This window comes from Pseudomonas sp. NyZ480, from assembly GCF_029537255.1.
In the GTDB taxonomy this organism is placed as follows: domain Bacteria; phylum Pseudomonadota; class Gammaproteobacteria; order Pseudomonadales; family Pseudomonadaceae; genus Aquipseudomonas; species Aquipseudomonas taiwanensis.
On sequence record NZ_CP120626.1, the window covers coordinates 3003503 to 3019123 of the forward strand.

Annotated in this window: 15 protein-coding genes; 5 read left to right on the forward strand and 10 right to left on the reverse strand. The window is 63.0% G+C overall.

The genetic code is table 11. The annotated features are described in order from the left end of the window. Window positions 1–93: 93 nt before the first annotated feature. From P3R38_RS13700 to P3R38_RS13715, 4 genes are all read left to right on the forward strand, one after another. Window positions 94–447, forward strand: a complete 354-nt coding sequence (locus P3R38_RS13700; RefSeq protein WP_023380853.1) for a cupin domain-containing protein — start codon at window positions 94–96, stop codon at window positions 445–447. A 298-nt stretch (window positions 448–745) separates the two neighbouring features. After that, window positions 746–3163, forward strand: coding sequence for a glucose/quinate/shikimate family membrane-bound PQQ-dependent dehydrogenase (locus P3R38_RS13705; protein WP_277686258.1), 2418 nt, complete (start codon window positions 746–748; stop codon window positions 3161–3163). Window positions 3164–3274: 111 nt separating this feature from the next. Continuing rightward, a complete protein-coding gene (locus P3R38_RS13710; protein ID WP_023380857.1) occupies window positions 3275–4546 on the forward strand; it encodes a carbohydrate porin in 1272 nt (423 codons plus the stop codon). 170 nt (window positions 4547–4716) lie between these two features. Then, complete coding sequence (locus P3R38_RS13715) at window positions 4717–5103, forward strand: VOC family protein (protein WP_277686259.1); 387 nt, start codon at window positions 4717–4719, stop codon at window positions 5101–5103. 6 nt (window positions 5104–5109) lie between these two features. Here the strand turns inward: P3R38_RS13715 and P3R38_RS13720 are convergent, their stop codons facing one another. Genes P3R38_RS13720 through P3R38_RS13750 form a run of 7 tightly spaced genes read right to left on the reverse strand, consistent with a single transcriptional unit; the run spans window position 5110 to window position 11390 of the window. Beyond that, a complete protein-coding gene (locus tag P3R38_RS13720) occupies window positions 5110–6477 on the reverse strand; it encodes an ATP-binding protein (RefSeq protein ID WP_104881683.1) in 1368 nt (455 codons plus the stop codon). After that, on the reverse strand, window positions 6474–7136 hold the full coding sequence (locus P3R38_RS13725; RefSeq protein ID WP_023380860.1) for a response regulator: 663 nt from the start codon (window positions 7134–7136) through the stop codon (window positions 6474–6476). Before P3R38_RS13725 ends, P3R38_RS13720 begins: the two co-directional genes overlap by 4 nt. Before the next feature lie 2 nt (window positions 7137–7138). Further along, the gene (locus P3R38_RS13730) at window positions 7139–7780 is read right to left on the reverse strand and encodes a tetratricopeptide repeat protein (RefSeq protein WP_023380861.1); all 642 of its coding nucleotides are present in this window, start codon (window positions 7778–7780) and stop codon (window positions 7139–7141) included. Beyond that, window positions 7777–8583 carry an SDR family oxidoreductase gene (locus P3R38_RS13735; protein ID WP_104881682.1) on the reverse strand — a complete coding sequence of 269 codons (807 nt, stop codon included), beginning with the start codon at window positions 8581–8583 and terminating at the stop codon, window positions 7777–7779. The genes P3R38_RS13730 and P3R38_RS13735 overlap by 4 nt, the downstream gene beginning before the upstream one ends. Further along, window positions 8570–9250 carry an iron-containing redox enzyme family protein gene (locus P3R38_RS13740; RefSeq protein ID WP_023380863.1) on the reverse strand — a complete coding sequence of 227 codons (681 nt, stop codon included), beginning with the start codon at window positions 9248–9250 and terminating at the stop codon, window positions 8570–8572. Before P3R38_RS13740 ends, P3R38_RS13735 begins: the two co-directional genes overlap by 14 nt. A 12-nt stretch (window positions 9251–9262) precedes the next feature. Beyond that, window positions 9263–10723, reverse strand: coding sequence for an AMP-binding protein (locus P3R38_RS13745; protein WP_023380864.1), 1461 nt, complete (start codon window positions 10721–10723; stop codon window positions 9263–9265). Continuing rightward, the gene (locus tag P3R38_RS13750; protein ID WP_023380865.1) at window positions 10713–11390 is read right to left on the reverse strand and encodes a thermostable hemolysin; all 678 of its coding nucleotides are present in this window, start codon (window positions 11388–11390) and stop codon (window positions 10713–10715) included. Before P3R38_RS13750 ends, P3R38_RS13745 begins: the two co-directional genes overlap by 11 nt. Before the next feature lie 142 nt (window positions 11391–11532). On the opposite strand from P3R38_RS13750, the gene P3R38_RS13755 reads away from it, so the two are divergent. Next, window positions 11533–12102, forward strand: a complete 570-nt coding sequence (locus P3R38_RS13755) for a hypothetical protein (RefSeq protein WP_023380866.1) — start codon at window positions 11533–11535, stop codon at window positions 12100–12102. Window positions 12103–12188: 86 nt separating this feature from the next. Here the strand turns inward: P3R38_RS13755 and P3R38_RS13760 are convergent, their stop codons facing one another. The 3 genes from P3R38_RS13760 to P3R38_RS13770 all read right to left on the reverse strand — a co-directional run bounded on the left by P3R38_RS13760 (window position 12189) and on the right by P3R38_RS13770 (window position 15503). Then, window positions 12189–13868 carry an MFS transporter gene (locus tag P3R38_RS13760; RefSeq protein ID WP_023380867.1) on the reverse strand — a complete coding sequence of 560 codons (1680 nt, stop codon included), beginning with the start codon at window positions 13866–13868 and terminating at the stop codon, window positions 12189–12191. 218 nt (window positions 13869–14086) lie between these two features. Further along, window positions 14087–14500: a VOC family protein gene (locus P3R38_RS13765; RefSeq protein ID WP_104881679.1), complete on the reverse strand. Its 414-nt coding sequence runs from the start codon at window positions 14498–14500 to the stop codon at window positions 14087–14089. Between the two features lie 76 nt (window positions 14501–14576). Further along, window positions 14577–15503, reverse strand: coding sequence for an alpha/beta fold hydrolase (locus tag P3R38_RS13770; protein ID WP_023380869.1), 927 nt, complete (start codon window positions 15501–15503; stop codon window positions 14577–14579). Between the last annotated feature and the right edge of the window lie 118 nt (window positions 15504–15621).

Sequence of the window (15621 nt, forward strand, 5' to 3'; positions counted from 1 at the left end):
GAACGGTCCTACAATCGGTGTGGCAGGTCAAGAAGCGCACTGATGACTCCTCCCGTTCATAGTGGAAACACCCCCCGTAGAGCGAGATCCCAAATGCCCCTTGCGAATGTATTCGACGCACTTCCGTCCCGTTGCCCGAGCGACGTCGAACTGGTCGACGCGTTGCTCAAGCGCCCCGGCCTGCGCATAGAACGTATCGTCTCCACCGGCCAGGCCAGCCCACCTGGCTTCTGGTACGACCAGGCCGAAGGCGAATGGGTCGTGCTGCTCAGCGGCGCAGCCGGGCTGCGTCTGGAGCACGAAGACCATACCCGCCTGCTCAAGCCGGGGGACTGCCTCGACATTCCTCCCCACTGCCGCCATCGGGTGGAGTGGACCTCCCAGCAAACTTCCACCATCTGGCTCGCGGTGTTCTACAGCGCCTCCCTGCCCTGGCCAAATAGCTGAGCCGACCTGCCCACGCCCACTGACTGAACGCCTGCCTGCTGCCCGCTGGTGGCGGCGCCGCGCAGCGTTACCGACTGCCCCTGGGTGGCGCAGTACGACGAAAGTCTACTGCGTCACATCGACAAATGAACACGAACGGCACACCCCGTGCACATTTATCGGCCTGATCTAGACTTTTAGCCACTCCTTGGCAAGTTCAACCCTGCGACAATCAGCCTCAGAAAATTTTGTACTAACTTGTTAATTAGCTTGCTAAGGGCTTAAACTCCGCCGCATTCCACCTGCTGAGATCTCTGGCATGAAAGAAACCCCGCGCGCCTCTGGCGCCACAACCCTCATTCTGGTCGGCTTGGGCGTAATCGTCGCCCTGCTTGGCCTTCTCCTGGCTGCTGGCGGCATCAAGCTCGCTGGCCTGGGCGGTTCCTGGTACTTCCTGATCGGCGGCCTGGCCATGGCCATCGCCGGCGTCCTCATCGTACGCCGCAAGGTCGCCGGTGCCTGGCTGTACGCCCTGTTCCTGGTCGGTACCGTGATCTGGGCGCTGGTCGATGCCGGCTTGCAGTTCTGGCCGCTGTTCTCGCGCCTGTTCATGTTTGCCGCGATTGGCTTGGTGGTGGCATTGGTGTACCCAATGCTGGCCCGCGCCAACGGTGCCAGCGCCGGCCGTGGCGCTTATGGCATCGCGGGCGTATTGGCTGTGGTGCTGGCCATCGCCGTCGGCAACATGTTCGTTGCCCACCCCAGTGTCGCCCCCACCGGTAAAGGCCCTGGCCTGACCCCAGTGGCGCCGGAAAAAGCACAGAAAGACTGGGCCCACTACGGCAACACCGAAGGTGGCAGCCGCTTCGCCGCGCTGGACCAGATCAACCGCGCCAACGTCGACAAGCTGCAGGTGGCCTGGACCTACCGCACCGGTGACGTCGCCCTCAGCGACGGCAACGGGGCCGAGGACCAGCTGCCCCCCCTGCAGATCGGCAGCAAGGTGTTCATCTGCACGCCGCACAACAACCTGATCGCCCTTGACGCCGACACCGGCAAAGAGCTGTGGAAGAACGAGATCAACGCCCAGTCCAAAGTCTGGCAGCGTTGCCGTGGCATGGCCTACTTCGACGCCACCGCGCCGATCGCACAGCCGACCCAGCCAAACAGCTCGCCAATCACCCAGGCCAGCGTGCCAGCCGGCGCCAACTGCCAGCGTCGCCTGCTGACCAACACCATCGACGGTCGCCTGATTGCCGTCGACGCCGACAATGGTGAGTTTTGCCAGGGCTTCGGCAACAATGGCCAGGTCGACCTCAAGGCTGGCCTGGGCAACGTCCCTGACTCCTACTACCAGCTTTCGTCCGCGCCGCTGATGGCCGGTACCACCGTCGTGGTCGGCGGCCGCGTTGCCGATAACGTCCAGACCGACATGCCAGGCGGCGTGATCCGTGGCTTCGACGTCATCACCGGGGCCATGCGCTGGGCGTTCGACCCAGGCAATCCGGAAGATCGCAACGCACCGACAGGTGACAAGACCTACGTGCGAAGCACCCCCAACAGCTGGGCACCCATGTCGTACGATCCGGCGATGAACACCGTGTTCCTGCCGATGGGTTCCTCGTCCACCGACATCTACGGTGTCGAGCGCAGCAAGCTGGACCACACCTACGGCGCGTCGGTGCTGGCCCTCGACGCCACCACCGGCAACCAGAAGTGGGTGTTCCAGACCGTACACAATGACCTGTGGGACTTCGACCTGCCAATGCAGCCGAGCCTGATCGACTTCACCAAGGACGACGGCAAATCCGTTCCTGCGGTGGTGATCGGCACCAAGGCTGGGCAGATCTATGTACTCGACCGCGCCACCGGCAAGCCGCTGACCCAGGTTGACGAAGTACCGGTCAAGCCGGGCAATATCCCTAACGAGCCGTACTCCCCGACGCAACCGAAATCGGTGGGTATGCCGCAGATCGGCGCGCAGACCCTGACCGAATCGGACATGTGGGGTGCCACGCCGTTCGACCAGCTGCTGTGCCGCATCGACTTCAAGAAAATGCGCTACGACGGCCTGTACACCGCGCCGGGTACCGACCTGTCGCTGAGCTTCCCGGGTTCGCTGGGTGGCATGAACTGGGGCAGCATCTCTACCGATCCGGTACACGGTTTCATCTTCGTCAACGACATGCGCCTGGGCCTGTGGATCCAGATGATCCCATCGCAGAACAAGGGTCAGGCCGCAGGTGGTGGTGAAGCATTGAACACCGGCATGGGCGCGGTACCTCTCAAGGGCACGCCTTACGCGGTGAACAAGAACCGCTTCCTGTCGGTAGCCGGCATTCCATGCCAGGCACCGCCTTTTGGCACCCTGACCGCCATCGACATGAAAACCCGTCAGGTTGCCTGGCAGGTTCCGGTCGGCACCGTCGAAGACACTGGCCCGCTCGGCATTCGTATGCACCTGCCAATCAAGATCGGCCTGCCGACCCTTGGCGGCACCCTGTCGACCCAAGGTGGCCTGGTGTTCATCGCCGGCACCCAGGACTTCTACCTGCGCGCCTACGACAGCAGCAACGGTAACGAGATCTGGAAAGCCCGCCTGCCCGTAGGCAGCCAGGGTGGCCCGATGACCTATGTCTCGCCGAAAACCGGCAAGCAGTATGTGGTCGTCACTGCCGGCGGTGCCCGTCAGTCGACCGACCGTGGCGACTACGTCATTTCGTACGCCTTGCCGTAAACCGCTTCGTCCGTCATCACCGGCAAGCCGGCCACTACAGGACCCGCGAAGGTCCCAGTAGTGGCCGGCTTGCTGGCGATGAGGCCCTGAAAGACTATCCGAGACCCCGTAATGTCCCCCGCTCTTCGCTACACCCCCACTGCTCTACTCCTGGCCCTGGCCAGTACCACAGCCCTGGCCGATGGCGACCTCATGACCCGCAGCACCCTGACCGGTGACTGGGGCGGCCTGCGTCACCAGCTGGAAGAGGACGGCATCAAATTCACCGGTGACTACAGCGGCGAAACCGCCTACAACGCCCATGGCGGCCTGCACCGCTCCGCGCGCTATTCGCAGAACCTCAAGCTCGGTGTGCAGTTTGACCTGTCCAAGCTCTATGGCCTGGATAACGGCGGCAAAGTCCAACTGACCATCAATGACCGTCGCGGCAACAGCGCCTCGGAAGATCTGGTGGGCAACCGTCTTCCGATCCAGGAAAACTACGGCGGCCTTTACACCCGCCTGACCGAACTGAGCTATGAGCGCACCCTGTTCACCCCGGCGCTGAACGTCAAGCTCGGCTACATGGCCATGGGCAACGACCTGGGCGGGCTGGACAGCGGCATCCTGTGCAACTTCATGAACGCCGGTTTCTGCGGCCACCCATTGAACATGTCGGGCGGTAGCGGCTGGACCAACTATCCCAACGCCCACCTCGGCGTGCGTGTGAAGTACGACTTCTCGCCGTCCTGGCAGTTGCGCGTCGCGGCGTTCAATGTCGACCCCGAAAGCAATGGCAACTCCAGTCGCGCCTGGCACCTGGGGCCGAAGCACACCACCGGCACCGTGGTTCCGGTAGAGCTGGTGTACAAGCTTCAAGGCGAGCTGCCGGGCGAGTACAAGCTGGGCTATTACTACGACAGCTCCGATGTAAAACGCATTGGCAGCGACGACGAAGTGTCGGGCCGTGGTGGTCACTACCTGCTGATCGACCAAGCCGTGTGGAACGATCCGCAATCGGCTGGCCGCAGCCTGCATGCCTTCGGCCAGTATTCGGCATCGAGCAAGGCCGCCTCGCCATTCACCAAGTGGTATGGCGCCGGTGTGGTGCTGTACAAGCCGTTCGAAGGGCGCCCTCGCGATACCCTGGCCCTGGGTTACGGTCGCGCCGTGCCGAACCCGCGTAGCCGCGACGTGCTGGAAGAAACTGCGCTGAACAATGGCCAGGCCTTCCCCGATATCGACAGCGCCGAACAACTGATCGAGCTGAGCTACGGCTACCAGGCCACTCCATGGCTGAACCTGCGACCTGATGTGCAATACATCATCGAGCCAGGCGCCTTCTCCGGAAAGGACATCGACAACGCACTGGTGGTTGGCCTGCAGGTCAAAGCCACGTTCTGATAGCGGTTCAGGCTAGAACGCGCCGGTGGTTTGCGCGCCCTTTTCCATCAAGGGAGGGGGCAACCGCCGGCCCGTCCCCCCAAGGCTCAGGCCGAGTTCGGATAACGCTGGCCAAACGATGCAGAGCAGCTTTACTAGAGGATAACGAGCTTTGGAAACGGTGGACGCCCATGAAGATCGTAGTCACCAGCATCCTCGTAGACGACCAGGCCAAGGCCCTTTCCTTCTACCATTACGTGCTCGGCTTCGAACCCAAGCATGACCTGCCCATGGGCCAGCATCGCTGGCTGACCCTCACCTCACCCAATGACCCTGACGGGGTCGAACTGCTGCTCGAACCGGATGTACACCCTGCAGCAAAGACCTACAAGTCAGCGCTCAGGCAGGAGGGTATTCCCTTCACGACCTTTCGGGTGCGCGATATCCAGGCCGAGTACGCCCGCCTGTGCAAAGCTGGCGTGAGGTTCACCCAGCCGCCTACCGTCATGGGGCCGGTCACCACCGCGGTGTTCGATGACACTTGCGGCAACCTGATCCAGCTCGCCCAGAAGCACTGAAGGCATTCACGACTTCGTCGGTAGACGCAGCGTTGCACGCAAGCCATGCGGTGCCCGGTTGTCCAACTGCACGCTGCCGCCCACGCGGCTCATGATGGCGGCGACGATCGATAGCCCCAACCCAGCGCCATTGGGTGCATCCTTGCTGTAGAAGCGCTCGAAGACCCGCTTCAGGTTCACAGGCTCGATGCCAGGCCCTTCGTCATCAACATCCAGCCGCACTGTCTGGCCCTCGCGACGCAGGCGTACACTCACCCGTCCACCCGCCGGCGAATGATCTGCAGCGTTGGTCACAAGGTTCTGGATGGCGATACCCAGGGCACCGGCATCGGCACTGACGCGGTAGTCAGCTTCGGCAATGTCCAGGGAAGGCTCCAGTCCTCGTGCGAGCATCCAAGGGGTCAGGTCGGCCAGGGTATCGGTGACCACCTCAGCCAGGTCGACCGGCTGCCAGTCACGCGGGCCCAGTTGTGGCTCCAGCCGCGCCAGGGTCAGCAGTTGGTTGACCACCCGGGCAAGGCGGTCGACACCACCAATCAGGTAGGTCAGCGCCTTTTGTCGCTCCGCCTCGCTGGCAGCAGCAAGCGCGTTCTGCGCATGCAGGCGCAGAATTGCCAACGGCGTGCGCATCTCATGGGCGGCATCGGCGATGAAACGGTGCTCGCGCCGGAGCATTTCGTCGATCTGCGCGAGCAACCGGTTGATCGCGGCCTGCATGGGCTCGAGCTCAGCCGGTAGCGGTACCAGCTGCAAGGGCTCGAGGGATTCGGCGTGGCGCGCGCGTATGACCGTGGCCATGTTCTGCAACGGCTTCAGCCCCCAGCCAATCGCCGCCCAGACCAACAGTGCCAGCACCAGGCTGCCGAGCAGGAACGGCATCAACGTGTGGCGCACGATGCGGTCGATCAGGTCATAGCGAACATCGTTGCGCTCGCCGACCCAGATCACCCAGCGCTTTTCGGGTACCGGCAGCATGAAACTGCGCCAGCGCTGCTCGGCCACGACGATATCGGCAAACCCCGGCGTGCGCGGGGCTGGCTCGATACGCGGTGCGCTGGGCGTGTGCACCAGCAAACTGCCATCATCGGACCAGACCTGGAATGCCAGCTTGCTTTCATAAGGGTGGCCCACCCTGTGGTGCCCCGCCTTGCTCAGCGCCTCGTTGAAGGCACGGTAGAGGGCATCGCGGCTCTGTTCCTGCACCGGCAGGCTCATGATCCCTTGCAACAGCCGCGCGTTCTGCGCCAGGTGGGCGTCATAGACCTCGTTAATTTCGTGTCGACTGTCGTGGTAGTTGTACAGCGCAAGCGCTCCGCTCCCGACCAGCAACGACAGCATGACGCGCCACAACGTGCGCTGGCGCAATGAACTCATCGATGGCCTTCCACCAGGTAGCCAATACCTCGCACGGTTCGGATCAAGCCATTGAACAGCTTCTTGCGCAGCTGGTAGATGTTCACCTCCAGGGTGTTGCTTTCAGGCTCCTCATCCCACCCATACAACAACTGGGTCAGGCGCTCACGGGTGAAGACCTTGCCCGGTTGCGCGAGTAGTTCGTGCAGCAAGCGATACTCCTTGGGTGTCAGCACCACCGGCTGGTCCAAGTAATACACCTGCTGGGTCGCAGGGTCCAGACGCACCCCGGCATGTTCGATGACCAGTTGCGCACGACCGGCACTGCGGCGCAGCAGGGCCCGCAACCGGGCCTTGAGCTCGTTCAGGTCGAAGGGTTTGACCAGGTAGTCGTCGGCACCGGCATCCAGGCCATTGATGCGATCTTCGGTGGCATCCCTGGCGGTGAGTATCAGCACTGGCAGGTTCTTGCCGCTGGCGCGCAGGCGCCTGAGCAGTTCGATACCGTCCAACCGGGGCAGCCCCAGGTCCAGGATGACCAAATCGAAAGCCTCGTGCACCAGGGCGTGCAGCGCACTGGCGCCATCCTGCAGCCAGTCGAGGGTATACCCTTCCTGGCGCAGGCCGTCACAGATCCCCTCTCCTAACGCTGCATCATCTTCAACCAGCAGTAGACGCATGCTTAATCCTGCTTGTCCTTGATTGCCTTGAGTAAAGCATCGATTTCCCCTCGCCGGCCCTGGTCGGCCAATTCGCGGCCGGGCCGGGCGGGCGCTTGCAAGGCCTTCTGCAGTGCGGCGCGGGCCTCATCGTAGCGGTTCTGCCGATACAAGTGGTCAGCCCAGAAGTAGTTGCTGTCGATGCCATCAGGGTTGATCGCCAGGGCTTGACGCAACATCGCTTCGGCCTTGTCATGGTCGCCAAAACTCAATGGCCACCCCGGCACCTGATCATACAGTGCCCCCAAGCTTGTGTAAGCGGAGCCTTGCAGGGCCTTGGGGTCCATGGCCAAGGCCTTTTCCAGGCTGGCCCGTGCCGCCTTGACCTTGCCCAATGCCCCTATCCCGCCGGTGGCACCCGCCCAACTGCTGTTGACGATTCCGTCCCAGATCAACGGCTCGGCTGAACCTGGGTGCTGGTGAACCAGGGCCGCCGATTGCCCGGCCAGGGCCTCGAACGCGGCAGCCTGCTGTGCCTCGGGTACACGGTAGCGAACCTCGGCCCAGCGCTGCTGGATGGCACCGAGCTGCTGCGTGCCGGCTTGATCCAAGGCCCAGGTGAAAGGCGCGATGACCAGCAGACTGGCCAGTATCAGGGGTTTCATTTGCTCGACTCCTTGTTGTGCGAGGTGCTGTAGCGGCGAATCAGCGGCAGTTGCTTGCGCAGCGCGCGGTCGACCACGCCCGGTAGCATGCCGTTCAGACGGACGAATAATTTCTCTGGCCACCCCAGGTACAGCTCGTTGCGGTCCGATTGCACCGCCGCCAGCACGGCGCGGGCGACATCTTGCGGGTCGTCCATGCCCACCTTCAAAGCCTGGTTCAAGGCCGTCGCGGCACTACTGTTCATTGCCGTACGGGTGGCCCTAGGGGCGGCATACAGCACGCTTACCGTGGTGTCGGCCAGTTCGCGCCGCAAGGCTTCGGAGAAACCACGCAGGGCAAACTTGCTGGCACAGTAGGTGGCGTAGCCTGGGTAACCGATCGAGCCATAGGTCGAGCCTACGTTCACCACCAATGCCGCAGGCTGTTCGCGCAGCAGTGGCAGGCAGATGCGGGTGAGCTTCACTGCGGCTTTGATGTTCAGGTCGAACAGTTCGTCGAGCGCGGCTTCGTCGAGCTGTTCGATCAAGGCGAAACGGTTAACGCCCGCCGCGTTGATCAACACATTGAAACCGCCCATGGCCCGCGCCGCTGCCAACACCTCGCCGCGGCCTTCGGCGCTGCACAGATCAGCCGCCTGCCAGCGCAATTGCTGCGGGTAGCGATTCATCAGGCTGCTCAGCTTGCCCAGGTGGCGGCTGACCGCCAACACCCGCGCCCCCGCCGCGCAGAGTTGATCCGCCAACTCAAGGCCAATGCCGCCGCTCGCGCCAGTCAGCACCACCACGCAGTCAGACAGCCGCATGGCGCACCTCGCCCCGGTTGGCGCGTGGCAACCCTTCGAACATCGCGGTGTACAGCCGGTACACCACTTTCGCTGCGTGGACTACAGCCTGCTGGTCCTCGGGACTGTCGAGGCGATCCATCAGCTTGCGATACGTGGCCATGTGGTCCTGGTCCAGCGCGCCGTGGGAGCTGAGGTAGCTGAATGCGGTGTCCGGCAGGCCGAGGCCTTGCTTCAGGGAACCGGCAGCCTGAGTGGCCAAGGCAATGCTGGTGCCTTCCAGTACATTGACCATTCCGAACAGCGCCACGGGGTTGCCACGGGCGACCTGGTCATAGAGAAACGCCACCATCAGCTCGATGGGTAGCGCCGGCCGCGCATCGCGTACCTGTTGCGGCTCGCCACCGCAGGCAGCGATGTCATTGAGAATCCAGTGTTCGTGGCCATATTCTTCTTCGATGTACTCGCACACCGCACCGCGTAGCCACTCCAGCCGCTCAGGCAGTCTCGCCCCGCAGGCCATCATCAGTGGCACGGTATGCCGGACATGGTGATACGCCTGGCCGAGGAAGGCCCTGTAGGACTCAAGGCTGGCCTTGCCGTCAAGCGCGTCCTTGATCACAGGCACATTGAACAACGCCGTACGTTCCTCGGCGGTTTCCGCTTGCAAGGTTGCAAAGAATGACATGATGGACCTCTTTCATTGAATTTCAGTTAGCAGCGACTCGTAGCGCTGCAGAATGTGTTCACGCCGCGGGCGGCCATTGGCCGTGAGGGTCTGCTGGGCAACACTCAGTGACTCGGGCAAACGCCTCCAGGCATGCACCTGGGCATAGTCCGGCAGCCCGGCGTTGGCCTGACGCACCGCTTGCTCGATCGCTTCATCGGACGCTGACGGGTCCAGCGGCCAGAGCAACGCCAGGTTGTGGGGCAGGTGCTCGCCGTGCACGAACGCCTGCGCGATCACGCCCCCTTGCGTCAACTCGGCCTCCACCCATTCAGGGTTCACGTTGCGTCCGAAACTGGTGGTGAACTGGTGCTTCTTGCGCCCATCGAGGTACAGGAAACCGTCCGGGTCGAAGTGCCCGATGTCCCCCGTGGGCCACCAGGCGCCGTCGAACCCAGGCTCCCCCAGGTAACCCAGCAGGGCCGAGCCACAGACCAGTACCTCGCCGTCCTCGGCGATACGTACCTGCACATGGGGCAAGGGCCGCCCGACACTGCCCAGGCGCTGCTCGCCAGGACGATTGAGGCATACCACCGATGCGCATTCGGACAACCCGTAGCCCTCGAACACCGGAAGCCCGACGGCCTCGGCTCGCTGCAGCAGGCTGGAAGCCACTCGCGCACCGCCCACCGCGACAAAGCGCAAGGGCCCCACACGCATCAGGCCCCGCTCGATGGCCGTGACCAGACCCAGCAACAGCTGTGGAACCAGAATCAGGCTTTCGGCTCCGGACAACGCGATGCAGCCCAGCAGACGCTTGAAGTCGACCTGACTGGCGCCACCCATGCCCAACTGCTGCTGCGGGTACAGCATTACACTGGCACCTGCCAGTAAGGCGGCGTACAGGCCCAGGTTCTCCAGTAGAACGGCCAAAGGCAGCACTGCCAGGTACTTGCCCGGTGCCGCAGCGCGGCTGGCGGCCTCCAGCTCACTGGCGACCCGTAACAGGCTGTCGGCGCTGAGGCACACACCTTTGGGCGCCCCCGTGCTGCCGGAGGTGTAAGTGATCTTCGCGGTGCCGAGGGGCAACGGCTGGGCGACTGTGGCTTCACGCGTCCAGTATTGTTCACGCGGGCTGAAGCCGCATTGGCGCAGGTCCTCGGCGAAGCCCTCATCGGCCACCGCCAGTACCGCGCCGCTCTGCTCCAGGCAGTGCCTGCGCTGGGCATGGCTGAAGAACGTCGGCAGGATCACGCACGGGCGATCGCCGAACAGTGCCGCCAGGTCCCAGAACAAGGCCTCGGGGCCATTCTCCAGGGCCAGCACGAAGGTACCGCGAGGTTGCCCGGCCAACCAGTCCTGCCGCCATTGCACTTCGGCCAGCAGCTGGTCATAGGTAAACGCGCCGCTGCTGCCTTGCACGGCGGGTTGCGCGCCACGGCTACGTGCATGCCGGTGCAGGATCTGCTGAAACGCTTGCAGTTCATGCGGCATGACCGGCCTCCTGTACAGATACCGGCAAGCCAAACCGCTCGAATACCCCACTCTGGGCGAGCGCCGTGTAGCCACCACCGATGCGTCCGACGAACACTTGCGGATGCTGGGCGTAGTAATGCCCCCAGCTCGCCGCCTCGCCGTGCAGGCGCTCCGGGTCCGCCGGGGCCAGTGCCGTTGGCACCAGGCCAAGTCGATGGAAGCTGTTGACCAAGGTCGTCGCCCCTGTGAAGGCCACCCACTGCAAACCACGTTCGGCCAGCAACCAGGTCACGGCAATGATCATGATCCGCGCGCTGCCCGCACTGAGTGCGGCCAGGTTCCCGACCTCCACCAGTTCCGAGCGCTGCACCGTGCCGGCGGCCAGGCGCGATACGCAAGCCTCCAGTGGCTCATCGAGATAGCGTTCGAGAAATAGCGGACCGCTGATGGCCGGGCGAATGCCCGCCGCGGCGATCAGACGATGGTGACTGTCGTACAGCCCCAGTAGCTCAGGCAGATAGTGATGGACGTCGGCGTGGTGAATGGACTGGAAGCGGGCATGGATGAACTGTTCCAGTTCGGCGCGTCCTGGGTCGGACACGCCATGCAGCAGCAGATGGGCCTGGCGCTCGGGATGCACGCCTATGGCCAATGGAAACATCGCGCCGCAATCGTTCTGGGTCATGGTATCCCCCTGGGTTCATGCGTTCGGCGCAGTATCCCGGAGAAATCTGAAGCCAGTCTGAAGTGGCTGTCCTGCGTTCACAGTCTGCAAGGCGTCCGCTACAGTTGCCCTTGCTCACCGCGTATTACAACAAGGAACAGCGATGCGCCACGAATTCAGCGAAGTGCTCACTGACTGGGTCGACTACTTTCTGGTCGGCGATATCCAGTTGCTCGAAAGCTACAAGCAGGCCCATGGCCTGCCAGACGATCTGGCCTACGAGTTCACCCATGGCGACAGCGGCGACCAGGCCGTGCGCGAGGGGGTCGTGCTGCCTTTGGCCGGCGTCGACAACCTGCCCTACCGCATCCTTTTCACCCTCGACGGCGACCCGCCCGCGCTGCGCCAACCCGGCAGCCGCCTCAAGCATCAACGCTCCGGCTATGTGTTGCGGGTTGAGAACCGCGCGCTGATGCTGTTCACCTGGCGCATCCTGCAACACTTCACCCCCAAGACCTTGGGCGACCTACTGGCACGTTACCAGGAGCCCGGGCGGCCGATCATCGAGCTCGATAACGGCTGGTATGACGTGGAGGTGCTGGCGGGTGCCGTGGTGCGCGAAGGGTTGTACGAGCCGGCATTCGAGTTCGTGTTGAACAAGCGCTGGAGCCGGGGTGAGGCCGCGCAGGTGGATATCGGCTACGCCTTCACCCTGCGCGGGTACTTCGATTGAGCAAGCACCTGCAGCGGCCCTTGGGCGGGTAAGCCCGTTCCTGGCTGCGTGGGAACGAGCCTGCCCGCGAAAGGGCCAATGAAGCCTCAACTGTGATGGATATCCCGATCCTTGGTCTCCGGCAAGAAGAAGATCCCCAGCACCGCGGTCATCACCGCAATCACGATCGGATACCACAACCCATAGTAGATATCGCCGGTCGCCGCCACCATGGCGAATGCCACCGTCGGCAGGAAGCCACCGAACCAGCCATTACCGATGTGGTATGGCAACGACATCGAGGTGTAGCGGATACGCGCTGGGAACAGCTCCACCAGCCAGGCGGCTATCGGCCCGTAGACCATGGTCACGTAGATCACCAGAATCGTCAGCAGCAGCAACACCATGGGGTAATGGATCTTCGCCGGGTCGGCCTTTTCCGGATAACCGGCATCCTTCAGAGCGCCCGCCAAGGTAGCGGTGAAGGCATCGCTCTGGGACTTGAAGTCAGCGGCCGCGAGGCCACTGCCATCGAAGCTCGGAATCACCCGCTCGCCGATACGGATCTGCGCGACGCTACCCGGCTCGGCCTTTTCGTTCCCATAGGGGATCGCACGCTTGGCCAGCAGGCTTTTGGCGATGTCGCAGGAACTGGTGAATTTGGCCTTGCCGACCGGGTCGAACTGGAAGGCGCATTGGTCAGGATCGGCCACCACCACAACAGGGTTCTGCTCCTGGGCGACGAACACGTCCGGGTTGCCGTACTCGGTAAGTGCCTTGAAGATCGGGAAGTAAGTCAACGCCGCGATGATGCACCCCGCCATGATGATCTTCTTGCGTCCGATGCGGTCGGAGAGGCTGCCGAAGACGATGAAAAACGGCGTGCCGATCAGCAACGAACCCGCAATCAACAGGTTGGCGGTCTGCGGGTCGATTTTGAGCGTCTGCAGCAGGAAGAACAGCGCATAGAACTGCCCGGTGTACCACACTACGGCCTGGCCGGCGGTCCCGCCAAGCAGCGACATGATCACCACCTTCAGGTTGTCCCAACGGGCGAAGGACTCGGTCAGTGGCGCCTTGGACGCTTTGCCTTCGGCCTTCATCTTCATGAACACCGGCGATTCGTTGAGCTGCATGCGGATGTACACCGATATCGCCAGCAGCAGGATCGACAGCAGGAACGGAATGCGCCAGCCCCAGGCTTCGAATGCCTCGGTCCCCATCGCGGTGCGGCATGCCAGTATCACCAGCAGCGACAGGAACAGCCCCAAGGTAGCGGTGGTCTGGATCCAGGCGGTGAAGAAACCTCGCCGCCCTTTGGGCGCATGTTCGGCCACGTAGGTCGCCGCGCCGCCGTACTCGCCTCCCAGAGCCAGGCCTTGCAACAGGCGCAGGCTAATCAGAATGATCGGCGCCGCAACCCCGATGGTCGCATAGCTGGGCAGGATACCCACCACCGCGGTGGACAAGCCCATGATGACAATGGTGATGAGGAAGGTGTACTTGCGCCCGATCATGTCGCCCAGGCGACCGAACACGATGGCGCCGAACGGCCGCACGGCAAAGCCTGCGGCGAAGGCCAGCAAGGCGAAGATGAACGCGGTGGTTTCATTGACGCCTGCGAAGAAGTGCTTGGCGATGATGGCCGCCAATGAGCCATAGAGGTAGAAGTCGTACCATTCGAACACCGTACCCAGGGATGACGCGAAAATGACTTTTCGCTCCTCTCGGGTGATGCCGCGTTGGGGTGCGCTATTGCCCGTGGTTGCGCTATCGAGTACCGCCATGGGTTGCCTCCGTCTTGTTGTTCTAAGGCCGGAGTACCTCACACCCATTTCAGCGTCGCACCCAGGCCCTGGGGCTTGCATTGGTTGCGCGAAGCACGACGAGGCAAGCCGCCTCGGATCGCAGCAAGGACAGTAGAAGCATAATCGGCTTTTCCAGGATATCCACTGGCCAGCATCGCCAGTGAGCGCCGAGGGCCCCGCGTTCCTCGCCCTGGGGTTCAGTCCTGCACTGGCCCCTTCAACTCGACCTGATTGCCGTCGGGGTCATAACAGTACAGCGACAACCCTTCCCCTTCGGCACCGTAGCGTCGTTCGGCAGGTTCGACACGGATTCCCTGCTCCAGCAGGTAGGCGGTCAGCGCCTGCTCATCGAAAGGCTCGATGCGCAGGCAGAAGTGATGCAGGTTGCGCCCTTGCGGCCCAGGACCCGCACCGCCCGGTTTACCCAGTGGACCATCGAGGGTGACCAGATCGATCATCGCCGAACCGGTCGCCAAGTGGACCATGCCCAGATCCTCCCGCTCGCGACTGACCCGACAGCCCAATACATCGCGGTAGAACGCAACGCTGCGCGCAAGGTCCGTGACCCTCAAGACCAGATGGTCGATATGGGCGATGGCGAAAGGTCGCATGCCGAGCCTCCCTATGGCATCCAGGCAATCATTGCCTGTCACCATAGCTCAGGACCTGACACCGTCGCCATAACCGTCACTCATTGACCCGTCGTTGCAGCAAGCTCCCCTCGTGGCGGGCCAGGATGCGCAGTATCTGGTCGACCAGCGCGCGATCAGGTGCTTCCAGGTGAAAATGGTGGCCACCCGGATGCCAGGAAACGCGGGCATGTTCAGGCAAGGCCGCCTTGCGTTGCTCGAACCCTTCACCGGTGAACGCCCCCTGGCGACCGAACATCAGATACAGCGGACAACGGATTTGCCGAAGCAGGTCGCAGGCTTCGCCCTCGGTCAGCGGCATGGGTTCGGGCAGCACCAGCCGTGGGTCGTGACGCCAGCAGTAGCCATCGCCCAGTTGCAGCAAGTCGCGCAGGGCCAACAGTCGCGTGGCCTCTTCGGACAATTCACCGTCCAGGCGCTTGCGCCGTTGCGCCAAGGCCATCTCGATGGTGTCGAAACGCTGTGTGTCAGGCTCGCCGAAGCCTTGCAACTGGCTGCGCTGGACCATGCGCTTGAGCCGATAGGCGCGCGCCAGGTGCTGCACGCGGTCATGCTCGGCAACCGTGAACGGGGCTCCCATGCCGTCGAGGAAGATCATGCTGGCGATGCCACTGGTCATAGCACCAAGCAGCGATGCGACCCCGGTGCCCATGCCATGGGCCAACACATGAAACTGCGACAGGCCCAGGCTGTCGGTCACCGCCAGCATGTCCTCGGCATGCTCCCACAGGTAGTAGCCGCTGTCATGGCGTCGATGGTCGGAGCGCCCGTGGCCAACCATGTCCGGGGCCACCACGAAACAACCGTCGAGCAACGGCCCGAGCCGTTCGAACGAAGCCGCGTTGTCCAACCAGCCGTGCAGGGCCAATACCGGGATCCCATCTTCAGGCCCCCACGTGCGCACGGCAATTTCAATGCCTTCGAGGTCAAGCAGATGATCCTTCGGACCGCATAGCGAACGCATGCAACTACTCCCTGGCTAAACCTGGCGCCATGGCCAGACGGAATTCGCCACCGTCCTCACGCCTACCCGGTGACACCGTGTATAGCCACACCATCCTCCAGAAGCCCCGGCAACGCTG

What these genes read in the sequence shown, in the direction of transcription:
- P3R38_RS13715 (WP_277686259.1), top strand. Translation starts at nt 4,717, where the DNA reads ATGAAGATCGTAGTCACCAGCATCCTCGTAGACGACCAGGCCAAGGCC.
- P3R38_RS13755 (WP_023380866.1), top strand. Translation starts at nt 11,533, where the DNA reads ATGCGCCACGAATTCAGCGAAGTGCTCACTGACTGGGTCGACTACTTT.
- P3R38_RS13760 (WP_023380867.1), bottom strand. Translation starts at nt 13,868, where the DNA reads ATGGCGGTACTCGATAGCGCAACCACGGGCAATAGCGCACCCCAACGC.
- P3R38_RS13725 (WP_023380860.1), bottom strand. Translation starts at nt 7,136, where the DNA reads ATGCGTCTACTGCTGGTTGAAGATGATGCAGCGTTAGGAGAGGGGATC.
- P3R38_RS13705 (WP_277686258.1), top strand. Translation starts at nt 746, where the DNA reads ATGAAAGAAACCCCGCGCGCCTCTGGCGCCACAACCCTCATTCTGGTC.
- P3R38_RS13700 (WP_023380853.1), top strand. Translation starts at nt 94, where the DNA reads ATGCCCCTTGCGAATGTATTCGACGCACTTCCGTCCCGTTGCCCGAGC.
- P3R38_RS13750 (WP_023380865.1), bottom strand. Translation starts at nt 11,390, where the DNA reads ATGACCCAGAACGATTGCGGCGCGATGTTTCCATTGGCCATAGGCGTG.
- P3R38_RS13710 (WP_023380857.1), top strand. Translation starts at nt 3,275, where the DNA reads ATGTCCCCCGCTCTTCGCTACACCCCCACTGCTCTACTCCTGGCCCTG.
- P3R38_RS13735 (WP_104881682.1), bottom strand. Translation starts at nt 8,583, where the DNA reads ATGCGGCTGTCTGACTGCGTGGTGGTGCTGACTGGCGCGAGCGGCGGC.
- P3R38_RS13745 (WP_023380864.1), bottom strand. Translation starts at nt 10,723, where the DNA reads ATGCCGCATGAACTGCAAGCGTTTCAGCAGATCCTGCACCGGCATGCA.
- P3R38_RS13720 (WP_104881683.1), bottom strand. Translation starts at nt 6,477, where the DNA reads ATGAGTTCATTGCGCCAGCGCACGTTGTGGCGCGTCATGCTGTCGTTG.
- P3R38_RS13740 (WP_023380863.1), bottom strand. Translation starts at nt 9,250, where the DNA reads ATGTCATTCTTTGCAACCTTGCAAGCGGAAACCGCCGAGGAACGTACG.
- P3R38_RS13730 (WP_023380861.1), bottom strand. Translation starts at nt 7,780, where the DNA reads ATGAAACCCCTGATACTGGCCAGTCTGCTGGTCATCGCGCCTTTCACC.
- P3R38_RS13765 (WP_104881679.1), bottom strand. Translation starts at nt 14,500, where the DNA reads ATGCGACCTTTCGCCATCGCCCATATCGACCATCTGGTCTTGAGGGTC.
- P3R38_RS13770 (WP_023380869.1), bottom strand. Translation starts at nt 15,503, where the DNA reads ATGCGTTCGCTATGCGGTCCGAAGGATCATCTGCTTGACCTCGAAGGC.